16 protein-coding genes, 1 pseudogene and 1 riboswitch are annotated in these 14,028 nt (G+C 76.5%); of the genes and pseudogenes, 10 read left to right on the top strand and 7 right to left on the bottom strand.

All coding sequences use genetic code 11. The features are described from left to right. Window positions 1-9 precede the first annotated feature (9 nt). Window positions 10-1,530: an NCS2 family permease gene (locus LY71_RS09730; RefSeq protein WP_106276813.1), complete on the bottom strand. Its 1,521-nt coding sequence runs from the start codon at window positions 1,528-1,530 to the stop codon at window positions 10-12. Between the two features lie 107 nt (window positions 1,531-1,637). Between LY71_RS09730 and LY71_RS09725 the strand changes: the two genes are divergently transcribed. Continuing rightward, a complete protein-coding gene (locus LY71_RS09725; protein WP_106276811.1) occupies window positions 1,638-1,859 on the top strand; it encodes a DUF2530 domain-containing protein in 222 nt (73 codons plus the stop codon). A gap of 24 nt (window positions 1,860-1,883) precedes the next feature. Here LY71_RS09725 and LY71_RS09720 read toward each other — a convergent pair whose 3' ends face one another. Continuing rightward, window positions 1,884-2,678, bottom strand: coding sequence for a DUF3027 domain-containing protein (locus tag LY71_RS09720; RefSeq protein ID WP_106277156.1), 795 nt, complete (start codon window positions 2,676-2,678; stop codon window positions 1,884-1,886). A gap of 80 nt (window positions 2,679-2,758) precedes the next feature. On the opposite strand from LY71_RS09720, the gene LY71_RS09715 reads away from it, so the two are divergent. Continuing rightward, window positions 2,759-4,303, top strand: a complete 1,545-nt coding sequence (locus LY71_RS09715; protein WP_106276809.1) for an MFS transporter — start codon at window positions 2,759-2,761, stop codon at window positions 4,301-4,303. Further along, a complete protein-coding gene (locus LY71_RS09710; protein ID WP_106276806.1) occupies window positions 4,300-4,806 on the top strand; it encodes a DUF2771 family protein in 507 nt (168 codons plus the stop codon). The genes LY71_RS09715 and LY71_RS09710 overlap by 4 nt, the downstream gene beginning before the upstream one ends. A 9-nt stretch (window positions 4,807-4,815) precedes the next feature. On the opposite strand, the gene LY71_RS24655 is transcribed toward LY71_RS09710, so the two are convergent. Then, window positions 4,816-5,211: a cold-shock protein gene (locus LY71_RS24655; protein ID WP_106276803.1), complete on the bottom strand. Its 396-nt coding sequence runs from the start codon at window positions 5,209-5,211 to the stop codon at window positions 4,816-4,818. A 139-nt stretch (window positions 5,212-5,350) separates the two neighbouring features. On the opposite strand from LY71_RS24655, the pseudogene LY71_RS24045 reads away from it, so the two are divergent. The 3 genes and pseudogenes from LY71_RS24045 to LY71_RS09695 all read left to right on the top strand — a co-directional run. Continuing rightward, window positions 5,351-5,572, top strand: a pseudogene (locus LY71_RS24045) (YidH family protein); the annotation flags it as partial. Window positions 5,573-5,657: 85 nt separating this feature from the next. Further along, window positions 5,658-5,837, top strand: coding sequence for a hypothetical protein (locus LY71_RS23090; RefSeq protein WP_146146094.1), 180 nt, complete (start codon window positions 5,658-5,660; stop codon window positions 5,835-5,837). After that, on the top strand, window positions 5,834-6,133 hold the full coding sequence (locus tag LY71_RS09695) for a DUF202 domain-containing protein (RefSeq protein WP_106277153.1): 300 nt from the start codon (window positions 5,834-5,836) through the stop codon (window positions 6,131-6,133). The genes LY71_RS23090 and LY71_RS09695 overlap by 4 nt, the downstream gene beginning before the upstream one ends. Here the strand turns inward: LY71_RS09695 and LY71_RS09690 are convergent. After that, complete coding sequence (locus LY71_RS09690; RefSeq protein WP_106276801.1) at window positions 6,123-6,689, bottom strand: nucleotidyltransferase family protein; 567 nt, start codon at window positions 6,687-6,689, stop codon at window positions 6,123-6,125. The two genes, LY71_RS09695 and LY71_RS09690, sit on opposite strands and share 11 nt — an antisense overlap. Before the next feature lie 72 nt (window positions 6,690-6,761). Here LY71_RS09690 and LY71_RS09685 point away from each other — a divergent pair, with 72 nt between their 5' ends. Continuing rightward, entirely contained in the window at window positions 6,762-7,529 is a 768-nt protein-coding gene (locus LY71_RS09685; protein WP_106276799.1) for an endonuclease/exonuclease/phosphatase family protein, read from the top strand. A gap of 51 nt (window positions 7,530-7,580) precedes the next feature. Here LY71_RS09685 and LY71_RS09680 read toward each other — a convergent pair whose 3' ends face one another. After that, complete coding sequence (locus LY71_RS09680) at window positions 7,581-7,808, bottom strand: hypothetical protein (RefSeq protein ID WP_106276797.1); 228 nt, start codon at window positions 7,806-7,808, stop codon at window positions 7,581-7,583. 96 nt (window positions 7,809-7,904) lie between these two features. Then, window positions 7,905-8,435 (bottom strand): hypothetical protein, encoded by a 531-nt coding sequence (locus LY71_RS09675; protein WP_106276794.1) that lies wholly within the window; start codon window positions 8,433-8,435, stop codon window positions 7,905-7,907. A gap of 69 nt (window positions 8,436-8,504) precedes the next feature. Here LY71_RS09675 and LY71_RS09670 point away from each other — a divergent pair, with 69 nt between their 5' ends. The 3 genes from LY71_RS09670 (at window position 8,505) to LY71_RS09660 (ending at window position 13,000) form a co-directional block, all read left to right on the top strand. Continuing rightward, window positions 8,505-10,757, top strand: a complete 2,253-nt coding sequence (locus tag LY71_RS09670) for a helicase C-terminal domain-containing protein (RefSeq protein ID WP_106276792.1) — start codon at window positions 8,505-8,507, stop codon at window positions 10,755-10,757. Between the two features lie 106 nt (window positions 10,758-10,863). Then, complete coding sequence (locus LY71_RS09665) at window positions 10,864-12,549, top strand: DNA repair helicase XPB (RefSeq protein WP_106276789.1); 1,686 nt, start codon at window positions 10,864-10,866, stop codon at window positions 12,547-12,549. A 58-nt stretch (window positions 12,550-12,607) separates the two neighbouring features. After that, a riboswitch (guanidine-III (ykkC-III) riboswitch) is annotated at window positions 12,608-12,674 on the top strand. Window positions 12,675-12,685: 11 nt separating this feature from the next. Further along, window positions 12,686-13,000 carry a DMT family transporter gene (locus tag LY71_RS09660; RefSeq protein WP_106276786.1) on the top strand — a complete coding sequence of 105 codons (315 nt, stop codon included), beginning with the start codon at window positions 12,686-12,688 and terminating at the stop codon, window positions 12,998-13,000. A 23-nt stretch (window positions 13,001-13,023) separates the two neighbouring features. Here the strand turns inward: LY71_RS09660 and LY71_RS23410 are convergent. Then, window positions 13,024-14,028: HNH endonuclease signature motif containing protein (locus LY71_RS23410; protein ID WP_170121295.1), on the bottom strand; the 1,005-nt coding region annotated here is incomplete at its 5' end.

Below are 14,028 nucleotides of genomic sequence, written 5' to 3'. Positions count from 1 at the left end.
TAGCCGTCCTCAGAACAGTTGCTGGAGCGGCTCCAGGGCGAAGTAGACGACGAAGGCAGCCGCGATGACCCACATCAGCGGGTGCACCTCGCGGACCCGGCCGACCGCCGTCCGCAGCAGGACGTAGCTGACGACGCCGGCGCCGATGCCGTTGGTGATCGAGTAGGTGAACGGCATCAGCGCGATCGTCAGGAAGGCCGGGATGACCAGGGACATGTCGTCCCACTCCAGCGTGCGGATCTGGCTGATCATCAGCGCGCCGACGATCACCAGCGCGGGCGCGGCGGCCTCCGACGGCACGATCTGCACGAGCGGGGTGAAGAACATCGCCAGCAGGAACAGCACGCCGGTGACCACGCTGGCCAGCCCGGTGCGGGCGCCGTCGGCCACGCCCGAGGCCGACTCGATGTAGGTGGTGTTCGACGAGACGCTGGCCGCGCCGCCGGCGGCCGCGGCCACCGAGTCGACCAGCAGCACCGGCTGCGAGCCGGGCAGGTTGCGCTTCTCGTCGAGCAGGTCGCCCTCGGCGCCGACGGCGGTGACCGTGCCGATCGTGTCGAAGAAGTCGGCGATCATGATCGAGAAGACGATCAGCAGCGCGGCGACCACGCCGATCCGCTCGAACCCGCCGAACAGCGAGAACTGTCCGATGATCGACAGGTCGGGGGCGCTGACCACCTCGTCCGGCCAGCGGGGCAGCTGCAGCGCCCAGCCGCGCGGGTTGTCCTCGCCGACGCGGACGCCGACGTCGGCGATCTCCTCGACCACGATCGCCAGCACCGTGGTCACCACGATGCCGATCAGCAGCGCGCCGCGGACCCGGCGGACGACGAGGACGGCGGTCAGCAGCAGCCCGACGACGAACACCAGCAGCGGCCACCCGGCGAGCTGGCCGTTGACGCCGAAGCTGATCAGCGGCACACCCGGGCGGACGACCCCTGCGTCGGCCAGGCCGATGATGGTGAGGAAGAAGCCGATGCCGACGGCGATCGCCGTCTTCAGCTGCGGCGGGATGGCCTCGAACACCGCGCGCCGGAAGCCGGTGAGCACCAGCACGGTGATCAGCAGGCCCTCGAGCACGACCAGGCCCATGATCTCGGGCCAGGACAGCTGGGTGGCCGCGAAGACGGCGACGATCGCGTTGATGCCCAGCCCGGTGGCCAGCGCGAACGGGTAGCGGCCCACCACGCCCATGAGGACGGTCAGCGCGCCGGCCACCAGGGCGGTCACGGCGGCGACGCCGGCGAAGGGCAGCGTGGCCCCGGTGATGTCGGCGCCCGACAGGATGATCGGGTTGAGCACCACGATGTAGGCCATCGTGAAGAAGGTGGTCAGGCCACCGCGCACCTCGCGGCCGACGGTGCTGCGGCGCGCCGAGATCGAGAAGTAGCGGTCCAGGCCGTTGCGCGGCTTGACCCGCGGGCCCTCGCTGCGCCGCGGCGGGGCGGACGCCGCGGCGACGTCGGCGGGCGTGTCGCCGGCGCGGGCGGCGGCGCGCGCACCGCCGGAGGGACGGGACTTCTCGGGCATGGGGGCTCCTGCGGACTGCTGCAACCGGGCGACGAGCGGCGACAGCGTGCCACACCCGCGTGTCGGCCCCGTGCCGTTCGTGCGACAGGTGCGCCTAGGGTCGGCCCGTGCCCGCCCCGCTCAAGCAGGCCCCGCCCCCGCTGCGGGTCGACACCGTGCGCGTGGTCCTGGCCGGCACCGCGCTGTGGGTGCTGGCGCTGGTCGTCGTCCTGCTGCTCGGCGACCGGGTGGACCGGGTGTGGACCTGGACCTGCGTCGCCGGCGTCCTCCTGCCCTTCGTCGGGCTCGGCATCATGCGCGCGCAGGGCCAGCTCGGCCGGCGGGACTAGAGGACCGGGACTAGAGGACCGGAACTAGAGGACGTCGAAGTCCGCGGTGTCGTAGCGGGCCGACGTCACGACCTCGGCCGGCTCCCCGGCGGCGAGGGTGGCCTGGCTGTGCGCCCCGCAGCCGTAGTCGACGGCGACGACGCGGCCGTCGGCCGGGGAGTACTCGTTGCCGCAGGCGCCGAGCAGGCTGCGCAGCGACCCGGCCAGCGGCAGGAAGAAGCCGCAGGTGCCGCACGGGCCGGGTGCCTGGCGGGCCATGGCCGAGCGCGGCCCGTGGTCGCCGGCCAGCCAGCGCGCGGCCGCGGCGGCGCGGCCCTCCGAGGACATCACCCGCTCGCGGCCCAGCCCCAGCTCGGTGGCCAGGGCCTGCGCCTCCGGGTCGGCCGCGGCGTCGTCCTCGGTGGTGTAGGCCGGCACCAGCCGCGGGTCGTCCTCGGTGGCGGGCAGGACGTCGCCGACCGAGAGGTCGCCGGGCCGCAGCCGCTCGTGCCACGGCACCCAGGCCGGGGCCAGCAGCGCGGCGTCCCCGGGCAGCAGCACGACCTCGTCGACGGTGACCTCGTCGGAGCCGGGGACGCGGGCGACGGTCACCGCCCAGTACCAGCCGACGTAGCCGGGCAGCCGGCTGGCGAAGGAGTGGGTGAGCACCTGACCGAGCGCCTCGGCCGGCACGTCCCCGGCGGCGGCGCCGAGCGGCTCGGCGGTGGCACCGAGGTGCTCGCCGACCAGGGTGGGGTCGCCCGCGGTCTCCTCGGCCGCGGCGCGGGCGAGGTCGACCGCGGCGGGCAGCACGTCGCCGTCGGCGGAGTCGGGGTGCACGCGGCCATTGTCGCCGATGCCCGCGGCGGCCGGGACCGCGGGCGGCACCCGCGCCCAGGGCGGTGCGGCACGATGGGTGCGTGCCGTCCTCGCGTCCCCCCGGGTCCCGCCGGGGACCGCTGCGCCGGGGACCCGTCACCGCGCCGCCGGGCGCGGGCACCCCCGACCGCGCGGACACCACCCCCCTCGACCGGCCCGGCGACCCGGCGCAGCCCGGCACCCGGCCGGTGACCGCCGCACCGCCGCCCCCGCGCAAGGTGACCGTCACCCGGGTCGCCGTCGCGCGCAGCCGCGAGCTGACCGGCGCCACGGTCGCCCGGATCCGCGCCGCGAGCCGGGCCGACGGCGCCGGGGAGAGCGGGTTGACCCACCTGCTGTGGGTCAACGCCCTGCACATGGCCGGCGACGCGATGATCGCCGTCTCGCTGGCCGGCACCCTCTTCTTCGCCGCCACCACCGACGCCCAGCGCGGCAACGTGGCGCTCTACCTGCTGGTCACCATGGCGCCGTTCGCGGTGGTGGCGCCGGTCGTCGGCCCGCTGCTCGACCGGCTGCAGCGCGGCCGCCGCTGGGCGCTGGGCGCGGCGTCGTTCGGCCGCGCCGGCCTGGCGCTGGTCATGGCCGCGCACGTCGACGACCTGTGGCTCTACCCGGCGGCCCTCGGCGTGCTGGTGCTGTCCAAGGCACACAACGTGCTGCGCGCGGCGGTGGTCCCCCGGGTGCTGCCGGGCGCCATGTCGCTGACCTCGGCCAACGCCCGGCTGTCGGTCTTCGGCCTGGTCACCGCGGGTGTCTTCGGCGCCCTCGCCGCCGGCGTCGCCTGGGCGTCCGGCTTCCGCGGGCTGCTGTGGGCCACGGCCGCCGTCTTCGTCGTCACCGGGGTGTGCGCGGTGCGGCTGCCCCGCCACGTCGACGTCCCCACCGGTGAGCAGCCGGCCGACGTCCTCGGCACCGGACCGCTCCCCCGGGCCGGCCGCCGGCGCCGGCCGGTCAACCCGCACGTCGTGCTCGCGCTGCGGGCCAACGCCGCGCTGCGCGGGCTCGGCGGGTTCCTCACCATCTTCTCCGCGTTCCTCGTGCAGGCGACCGTCACCGGGTGGGAGGCCACGCTGGCCCTCGGCGCGATCGCGGGGGCCGCCGGGGCCGGCAGCGTGCTGGGCACCGGCATCGGCTCGCGGCTGCACGCGGCCGACCCCGACCGGGTCGTCGTCTGGTCGGCCGGCGCCGCCGCGGCGGTCACCGTGCTGGCGGCGGTCTTCTTCGGCCTGGCGACGGCCGCCGCGGTGGCCGGCGTGGCCGCGGTCGCCAACGCGCTGGGCAAGTCCGCGCTCGACGCGATCATCCAGCGGGAGGTGCCCGAGAGCCTGCGCGCCTCGGCGTTCGCCCGCTCCGAGACGGTGCTGCAGCTGGCCTGGGTGCTCGGCGGTGCCGTCGGCATCGCGCTGCCGCCGATCGGCTGGCTGGGCTTCACCGTCGCCGCCTCGCTGCTGGTCCTCGCCGTCGGCCTGGTGCTGTGGACGCCGCGCCGCCGCGCCTGGGTGCCGGTGGACCCGGCCGCGCCGACGGTGCCCGACGCCGTCCCGTTTCCCGAGGCCCCGACCGTGCCGGAGGTCCGCCGCCCGTGAGGACGACGAGGACCGCCGGCGCGCTGCTGGCCGGGGTGCTGACGGCCGCGCTGGCCGGGTGCGGGGACGCCGCGTCGGCCGAGCCGCCGGAGGTGACGGTGACCGCCGGGCCGCAGGAGGTCACCGCCCGCCCCACCCAGTACTGCGGCGAGGGCCAGGGGCAGCGCTACTCGGTCACCCCGCCGGTCGTCGAGGTCTCCCCCGACACCCCGATCGCGCTGACCGTGCCCGAGGAGGTCGCGCAGCACGGCTGGGGCGTGCAGGTCTACGACGAGCGCCTCGAGCAGCGGATCGGCGAGGTCGACGTCGAGCGCGGCACGACCACGTTCGAGGGGATCAACAGCTCCGACGTCGTCCCGACCGCGTTCTACCTCGTCGTCGTCGAGGACCGGCACGGCGAGTGCCTGCTCACCGGCTCCTGGCCGATCGGCTTCCTGCGGGCCGGCGGCGACCTGGGCACCGAGCCCACGCCGACGTCGGCCCCCGCCGGCCCGGCCGGCTGAGCTACCGGCTCAGGCCTCGAGGTCGGCGGCGACCGCCCGCAGCACCGCCGCGACCTTGCGCGACTCGGCGCGGTCGGGGTGCCGGCCGCGGCGCAGGGAGGTGGAGACGTCGTCGAGCAGCTTGATGAGGTCCTCGATGATCGGGACCAGTTCGTCGGGCTTCTTGCGGTGCCGCTCGGCGACCTTGGCCGCCACCGAGGGCAGCGGGTCGAGCACGCGGACCTGCAGCGCCTGGTCGCCGCGGCGACCGGCGACGATGCCGAACTCGACCCGCTGGCCCGGCTTGAGCTCGGTGGTGCCCGACGGCAGCGCGTCCTTGTGCACGAAGACGTCGGGACCGTCCTCGCGCGAGAGGAAGCCGAAGCCCTTCTCGGGGTTGAACCACTTGACCTTGCCGGTGGGCACGTGTTGATCCCTCAGTCGTCGTCCGTGGGCGGCCCCGGCGCGCGGCCGGGGGACGGGTGCGGCAGCCGTCGGCCGCTGTCTCCCCCAGGTTAGTCACCGCCGTGATCCCCGCGGAGCGGTTTCCGGGAGGATCGGTCCCGTGGACGACCGGCCCGGGCACCCGGACTACCGGTTCACCCTGGCCAACGAGCGCACCCTGCTCGCGTGGCTGCGCACCGGCCTGGCACTGGTCGCCGGCGGGGTGGCGGTGGCCTCCTACGTGCCGCGGCTCGGCGTCCCCTGGGGCGGCGGCGCGGTGGGCCTGGCGCTGGTGGCGACCGGTCTGGGGACGGCGCTGGCCGGGCACGCCCGGTGGCGGCGCAACGAACGGGCCATCGCCGCCGACCGGCCGCTGCCCGCCGCCCGTCGGCGTCCCCTGGGGCGGCGGCGCGGTGGGCCTGGCGCTGGTGGCGACCGGTCTGGGGACGGCGCTGGCCGGGCACGCCCGGTGGCGGCGCAACGAACGGGCCATCGCCGCCGACCGGCCGCTGCCCGCCGCCCGGACCGTGACCGGGCTCGTCGCGGCGCTCACCGTGGTCGTGCTGCTGGTCGCCGTGCTGCTCGTGCTCGAGGTGGCCGGCCGGTGAGCGGGGCGGAGACCCAGCCGGAGCGCACCGCGCTGTCCTGGCAGCGCACCGGCCTGGGGCTGCTCGGCGTGGCCGCGCTGCTGGCCCACCGGGCGGCGCTGTCGGGCCGGGTGCGGTCGCTCGCGCTGGCCGCCGTCGTGGCGCTGACCGGGCTGGCCGTCCTCGGCGTCCTGGCGCCGCGGCGGGCGCGCGCGCTGACGCGGGCGCCGGCGTCGGCACCGGCCGCGGCCGCCCTGGCCACCGGGGCCGTCGTGCTGACCGCGGTGGCGGCCGCGGTGGTGGTGGTCAGTCGCTGACCGGCGGCTCGACGATGCCCAGGCGGCCCAGCAGGTCGAGGAAGACGACGGCGAAGTCGTTCCCGGCGACCTCGCGCCGGACGGTGTCCCAGTCGACCTGCTCGCGCAGCGCCCGCGCCACCGGCAGCAGCCGGGAGAAGTCGCAGTAGTGCTCGTCGAGCGCCATGAGCTTGGTGGTCAGGATGTCGGTGGCCGCGAGCACGGGCATGTGCACCGAGAGCACCGGCTTGTCCTCGGCCCGCTCGATGAGGTCGCTCTCCACCGGGTGCCCGCAGGTGCGCCACAGGACGTCGACGAACGAGTTGCCCTGCACGACCTTGGTCAGCCAGTCCTCGGCGGGGTCCTCGACCGTCAGCCCGGCGTCGTGCAGCACCTTGACCGCCCGCTCGGACTCGGCGGCGGGGACGAGGAAGTCGGCGTCGTGGTCGGGCTCGGGCGCCCCGCGCACCCAGGCGGCGTACCCGCCGCACAGCGCGAACGGGACACCGCCCTCCTTGAGGGCCACGGCGGTGCGCTTGAGCAGGTCGCGGATCTCGTCGCGGTCGTCGGGCAGCACGGAGCGCCCCTACCCCGGCCCGTGCCGGTCACGCACGGGTGAACCGGCGGCCGGCGGGGCACGCAGGGCGTCGTGCGCATCGCGACCTTCAACATCCTGCACGGGCGCTCGCCGGAGGACGACCGGGTCGACGTCGACCGGCTGGCCACCGCGGTGAAGACGCTGGACGCCGACGTCCTGGCGCTGCAGGAGGTCGACCGCGACCAGCCCCGGTCGATGAACGCCGACCTCACCGCGGTGGCCGCCGAGGCGATGGGCGCCGTCGACTCCCAGTTCGTCGCCGCGCTGGCCGGCACCCCCGGCGGCACGTGGATGGCGGCCACCGGCGACGAGCAGCCGGGTTCGGCGAGCTACGGCATCGCCCTGCTGTCGCGCTTCCCGGTGGTGTCCTGGCGGGTGGTGCGGCTGCCGGCGCTGCGCGGGCGGGTGCCGGTGTGGTTCCGCGGTGCCCGGGCGCCGAAGCTGGTCGGCGACGAGCCGCGGGTCGCCGTCGCCGCGGTGCTCGACGGCCCCGACGGCCAGTTCACCGTGGCCTCCACGCACCTGTCGTTCGTGCCGGGCTGGAACTCGGTGCAGCTGCGCCGGCTGGTGCGCTCGCTGGCCGGCACTCGCGAGCCGCTGCTGGTGCTCGGCGACCTGAACATGGAGTCGCGGCAGGCGCAGCGGGTCAGCGGGCTGCGGTCACTGGCCTCGGGCGCGACCTTCCCGGCCGGCGAGCCCACGCGGCAGCTCGACCACGTGCTGGCGCGCGGGCAGGTGGTGGCCACCGGCGAGGCGGAGGCGGTGCGGCTGCCGCTGTCGGACCACCGGGCGCTCGTCGTCCCCTGCGGTCCCGCCTGAGCGGTCCGGGGTCCGCGCCGCCGTCCGGGTCCGGACGGCGGCGCGGTGTGCTCAGCGGCGCCGGTTCTCGGGGAGCTGCACCCCGGCCCGGTTGGGCTTGTCCGTGGGGTGCGCGTAGCGGATCCGGTCGGCCGGCAGCGGGAAGCTGTGGTCCTCGCCGAAGGGCGACAGCGGCCCGGCCACCTCGCCGAGGAACTCGGTCACCGGCGGCCCGGCGTCCTCCGACTGGCCCCAGGTGGGCTCCACCAGGTGGGCGTGCTTCTCCTTGCGCTTGGCCATCTCGCCTCCGTGCTCGGGCGCACCCCGGGGTGCGCGTCGGGTGCCATCCTCCCGCGCCGGGTGCCCTACCCGCACGAGGCCCCGTGCGACACGGCGTCAGCGGGGACGGCGGGCGGCGCGCGCGCCGTAGAGGGTGGGCAGGCCCTCGGCGGTGAGCACCCACCGGCCCGGGCCGACCGGCGCCGCGCGGACCTCGCCGCCGTCGAGCTCCTGCACCTGGCGGGTGCGCCACACGGAGGTGCTCACCAGGCGCAGCCGGACCGGCTCGTCGTCGGGGTCCCACTCGTCGTAGCCCTCGGGCTCGAAGGCGACGATCACCGGGCCGGCGATGCGCAGCAGGCCCCGCTGCCACGGGACGGCGGTCAGCGCCCGGTGCCAGCGCAGCGCCCGCAGCAGCGCGCCGAGCCCCGCGGCCGCGGCCACGACCCCGCCGACGACCAGCACGACGACGACCATCCCGGCCAGCGGCAGCGGGCGGCCGCGGTCCTCGGCGAGGCTGACGGCGACCGCGCCGAGCAGGACCGCGAGGACGACGGCGATGACCCCGCCGGCCAGCCACCGCACCGCGCCGGCCCGGTAGCCCTCGAGCGCGGTCCGGGTGTGCGGGTCGTCGGCGGCCGGGTGCACGCCTCCATGCTGGCAGGCCGCCGGGGACGGCGGCGGCGCGCGGAGCGGGGGCGACGTAGCGTTGACCGGATGCCTGCCGACCGCCCCGCCACGCTGGCCGCGTGGCTGCGCACCCGCAGCGACGCCCAGCTCGCGGCGCTGCTCGCGGCGCGCCCCGACGTCGCCCGGCCCGCGCCCTCGGACGTCGTCGCCCTCGCCGGGCGGCTGGCGGTGCCGGTGTCGGTGGACCGCGCGCTCGACGAGCTCGACGCGGCCACCCTGCAGGTGCTCGACGTCGTCCTGCTCTCGCCCGCCGACGGCGTCGAGGTCGGCGACCTCGCCGGCGAGCTGCCGGGCCTGCCCGACGACGTCCTCGACGCCGCGGTCGAGCGGCTGACCACCCGGGCGCTGCTGTGGGGCGACGACGTGCTGCACGCCCCCGACCAGGTGCGCCGCGCTGTCCGCCACCCGGCCGGGCTGGGCCGCCGCGCCGCCGACCTGCGGGTGACCCTGCCCGCCGACCTGCCGGCCGCCGTCGGGGCGCTCGCGCCGGCCGAGCGGGAGGTCCTCGAGCGGCTCTCCGGCGACCGGCCGGTGGGCCACCTGCCGGAGACCGGCGGCGGCGCGGCCTCCCCCGCCCGGCGGCTGCTGCAGGCCGGCCTGCTGGCCCGGATCGACGCGCTCAACGTGGAGCTGCCGCGCGAGATCGGACTGCTGCTGCGCGGCGACCTGCCCTACGGCCCGCCGCGGCTGCGGCCCGAGCCCGTCGTCGTGGAGCGCGACCCGGCCGTCGTCGACCGGCAGGCAGCCGGCGCGGCGCTGGAGGCGGTGGGCCGGGTGGGCGAGCTGCTCGCGGTGCTGGAGGAGGAGCCGGCCGGGCTGCTGCGCAGCGGCGGGGTCGCCGTCCGGGACCGCAAGCGGCTGGCACGGGCGCTGTCGGTGGCCGAGGACGGCGCCGGCTGGCTGCTGGAGCTGGCCTTCGCCGCCGGGTTGCTCGACGTCGGCGGCGCGCACCGCGACGAGTGGCTGCCCACCCGCGGCTACGACCTGTGGCGCGAACAGCCGCTGCCCGACCGGTGGGCGGCGCTGGCCGCCGGCTGGCTGGACAGCACCCGGCTGCCCTCGCTGGTGGGCCAGCGCGACGTCGCGGGCAAGGCGGTCAACGCGCTCTCCCCCGACCTGGTGCGGCACACCGCCCCGGCGATCCGGCGCTCGGCGCTGGCAGTGCTCGCCGACTCCCCGCCCGGCCGCGGGCTGGCGCCCGACGAGCTGGTCACCCTGCTGCGCTGGCGCACGCCGCGGCGGGGGGACCGGCTGGCGCCGGTGCCCGACATGCTGGCCGAGGCCGCGCGGATCGGCGTCCTGGTCGGCGGGGTGCTGTCCTCGGGCGGGCGCGGGCTACTCACCCGGGGCGAGGAGGGCGCGGCCGACGGGATGGCCGGCCTGCTGCCCGAGCCGGTCGACCACGTGCTCGCCCAGCCCGACCTGACGCTGGTGGCGCCGGGACCGCTGGTGGCCGGCCTGGCCGACACGCTCTCGGTGGTCGCCGACGTCGAGTCCTCGGGCGGCGCGACGGTGTTCCGGGTGTCGGAGTCCTCGGTGCGCCGCGCCCTGGACGCCGGCTGGTCGGCCACCGACCTGCACGACCTCTTCGCCCGCGCCTCGCGGACGCCGGTGCCGCAGGCGCTGGACTACCTCGTCGCCGACGTCGCCCGCCAGCACGGCCGGCTGCGGGTGGGCTCGATCGAGAGCTACGTCCGCTCCGACGACCACGGCCTGCTGTCCCAGGTGCTCGGCGACCGGCGGACGGCGTCGGCGGAGCTGCGCCGGCTGGCGCCGGGGGTGCTGGTCAGCGGGCTGGGCGCCGACGAGGTGCTCACCGTGCTGCGGTCCGCGGGGTACGCCCCGGCCGGCGAGTCGCCCGGCGGGGCGGTGCTCACCCGCCCGCCGGCGCGGCCCCGCGCCGCCGGCCGGCGTCCCGGCCCGCCGCCCTCGCCGGCCGGGCGGCCGCTCACCCCGGCCGAGACCGAGGCGACGGTGCGCGAGATCCGCGCCGGTGACGCCGCGCTGGCCGCCCGGCCGGCCGCGCCGGTGCGCCAGGTGCCCGGGGTGACCACCGCGGGCACGCTGGAGCTGCTGTCCCGCGCCATCCGCGAGGGCGTGCCGGTGTGGCTGGGGTACGTCGACGCGCAGGGCAGCGGCAGCCAGCGCGTGGTGCAGCCGGTGTCCCTGGCCGGCGGCTTCCTGCAGGGCTGGGACGAGCGACGCCAGGAGAACCGGACCTTCGCGGTGCACCGGATCACCTCGGTCGCGCTGGTCGACGCGGAGGACGTCGCCGGCTGAGCCCGTCAGGGTGGAAGGACCTGTCCCCGCCCGGCGTTACCTTCAGCGGACCGGGTGCCCCCGTGTGCCCCCGCACCTCCCAGCGACGGAGAGAGACACCATCCCCGTGAACGACGGACCCCTCATCGTCCAGTCGGACAAGACCCTGCTGCTCGAGGTCGACCACCCGCAGGCGCGGGACTGCCGGGCGGCCATCGCGCCGTTCGCCGAGCTCGAGCGCTCGCCCGAGCACGTGCACACCTACCGGGTCACCCCGCTGGCGCTGTGGAACGCGCGCGCCGCCGGGCACGACGCCGAGCAGGTCGTCGACGCGCTGGTGCGCTACTCGCGCTACCCGGTGCCGCACGCGCTGCTGGTCGACGTGGCCGACACCATGGACCGCTTCGGCCGGCTGACGCTGGTCAACCACCCGGTGCACGGGCTGGTGCTGTCCACGACCGACCGGGCGGTGCTCGAGGAGGTCATCCGCTCCAAGCGGGTGGCGCCGATGCTGGGCGCACGCATCGACCCCGACACCGTCGTCGTCCACCCCTCGGAGCGCGGCCGGCTCAAGCAGGCGCTGCTCAAGGTGGGCTGGCCGGCCGAGGACCTCGCCGGCTACGTCGACGGGCAGGCACACCCGATCGAGCTGGCCCAGGAGAACTGGCACCTGCGCGACTACCAGCAGGAGGCCGTCGACGGCTTCTGGGCGGGCGGGTCGGGCGTCGTCGTCCTGCCGTGCGGGGCGGGCAAGACGCTGGTCGGCGCCGCGGCGATGGCCGAGGCCAAGGCGACCACGCTGATCCTGGTGACCAACACCGTCTCGGGGCGGCAGTGGAAGCGCGAGCTGATCGCGCGCACGTCGCTCACCGAGGAGGAGATCGGCGAGTACTCGGGCGAGCGCAAGGAGATCCGCCCGGTCACCATCGCGACCTACCAGGTGATGACCACCCGCCGGAAGGGCGAGTACCGCCACCTGGACCTCTTCGACGCGCAGGACTGGGGCCTGATCGTCTACGACGAGGTGCATCTGCTGCCTGCGCCGATCTTCCGGCTCACCGCCGACCTGCAGTCGCGCCGCCGGCTGGGCCTCACCGCGACGCTGGTGCGGGAGGACGGGCGGGAGGACGACGTGTTCTCGCTCATCGGGCCCAAGCGCTACGACGCCCCGTGGAAGGACATCGAGTCGCAGGGCTACATCGCGCCGGCGGAGTGCACCGAGGTGCGGGTGGCCCTCGACGACGAGGAGCGGATGACCTACGCGGTCGCCGAGCCCGAGGAGCGCTACCGGATCGCGGCGACGGCGTCGTCGAAGCTGCCGGTCATCCGGCGGGTGCTCGAGCGGCACCCCGGCGAGCAGAAGCTGGTGATCGGCGCCTACCTCGACCAGCTCGAGGAGCTCGGGCAGGTGCTGGACGCCCCGGTCATCCAGGGCTCGACCACCAACCGCGAGCGGGAGAAGCTGTTCGACGCCTTCCGGCGCGGTGAGGTCGACACCCTCGTCGTCTCCAAGGTGGCCAACTTCTCCATCGACCTGCCCGAGGCCGCGGTCGCCGTGCAGGTGTCGGGGACGTTCGGCTCCCGGCAGGAGGAGGCGCAGCGGCTGGGCCGGGTGCTGCGGCCCAAGGCCGACGGCCGGCAGGCGCACTTCTACACGGTGGTCAGCCGTGACACCCTCGACGCCGAGTACGCCGCCCACCGGCAGCGCTTCCTCGCCGAGCAGGGCTACGCGTACACGATCGTCGACGCCGCCGACCTGGCCGGCCCCGGCGAGGTCAACGGCCCGGACTGGGTGGACGAGCCCGCCGACTGACGGAGGTCCCGTCCCGGGTGGCGCCCGGGACGGGACCGCTCCGGTGTGCGACCGTGGGAGTGGGTCCCGCGGTGGGGCCTCCGGACGAGCGGCGCCGTACCCGGACAGCGACAAGACGGCGACCTCGGGAGTCCTCGTGTCCTGGATCGTGCTCGTGTTCTCCGGTGTCCTCGAGGCCGTGTGGGCGACCGCCCTCGGCCGCACCGAGGGCTTCTCGCGCGTGACGCCGACGGTGGTGTTCCTGGTCGCGATCGTCGCCAGCATGCTCGGGCTCGCTTACGCCATGCGCAGCCTGCCGGTGGGCACCGCGTACGCGGTGTGGGTGGGCATCGGCGCCGCGCTGACCGCCGGCTACGCCATGTGGTCGGGCGACGAGCCGGTGTCGGCGGTGCGCATCTTCCTGCTGCTCGGCATCATCGGCTGCGTCATCGGGCTCAAGCTCACCCACTGACCCGACGACCGGCCCGGCGGCTCTCAGTAGGGCGGTGGGGTGGTCGTGGCGGTCAGCCCGGTGGGGGTGGTGACGGTCAGCGTGCCGTCGGGGGCAAACCGGTGGGTCCAGCCGGGCGCCTGGTGCTTGCCGCGGTGGTGGCGGGTGCAGAAGCCGGCCAGGTTGGCGGCCGACGTCTCCCCCTCGGGCCAGGGGACGGCGTGGTCGAGTTCGCCGCCGTGTGGGACGTGGCGGCGGCAGCCGGGGAAGCGGCAGCGGCGGTCGCGGGCGCGCACGTGCCGGTCGAGGGCGGCGGCCGGGCGGTAGCCGGCGGTCGTCGGTGGTGTCTGCAGGCCGGTGCCGGTGCGGGCGGTGCGGCGCAGCGCGGGCAGGTCGGTGAGGGCGAGCAGGGCGCCGGTGAGCGCGTCGGTGACGGCGACGCGGGGCCGGTCGACCAGTCCGCCGCCGCCGGTGCGGTCCAGCAGGGCGGCCAGTGCCGCGCGGTGCTCGCCGGTGGCGGCGGACAGTGCGGCGAGCGCGTCGGCGGCGGCGGTGGCCCGCCCGGCCGGGGTGTGCTGCCAGGTGGTCTCCTCGGCGGTGTCGGCGCGCTCGGCGGTGGCGACCAGCCGACCGGCGTGCCCGATCGCCTGCTGGGCGGCCAGCAGCGCGGTCCCGGCGTCGGCGACGGCGCGATCGGCCCGCGCCCACCAGCCCTCGTCGGCACCAGCCGATCCGTTGACGCGTGGCGGCGGGCTGTCATCGACGCCCGGGGTGCGGATCGGCGGCGGGTCGTCAAACCCCTCGTCGGGTGCCGGGCCGTCCACGGTGAACCACCGCAGCAGCTCCTCGTCGCTCACCAGGTCGGGGACCGGATCGGGATCGGGCTCGTGCTCCCCGGCCAGCAGGCGGCGTTCGCACTCCGCCCACCAGCGCTCCAGCTCTCGCTGCTCCCGCGCCTCCCAGCCGAGATCGGGTGCGCCCGGGTCGACGGCAGCACCCGGCTCCGGATCGGGAACGGCGGCACCGGTGAGGGCAGCGAGCAGCGCGCG

Origin of the sequence: Geodermatophilus tzadiensis (assembly GCF_003002915.1) — a bacterium.
Taxonomy (GTDB): Bacteria; Actinomycetota; Actinomycetes; order Mycobacteriales; family Geodermatophilaceae; genus Geodermatophilus; species Geodermatophilus tzadiensis.
This window is presented reverse-complemented; position numbering and strand designations above follow the sequence as displayed.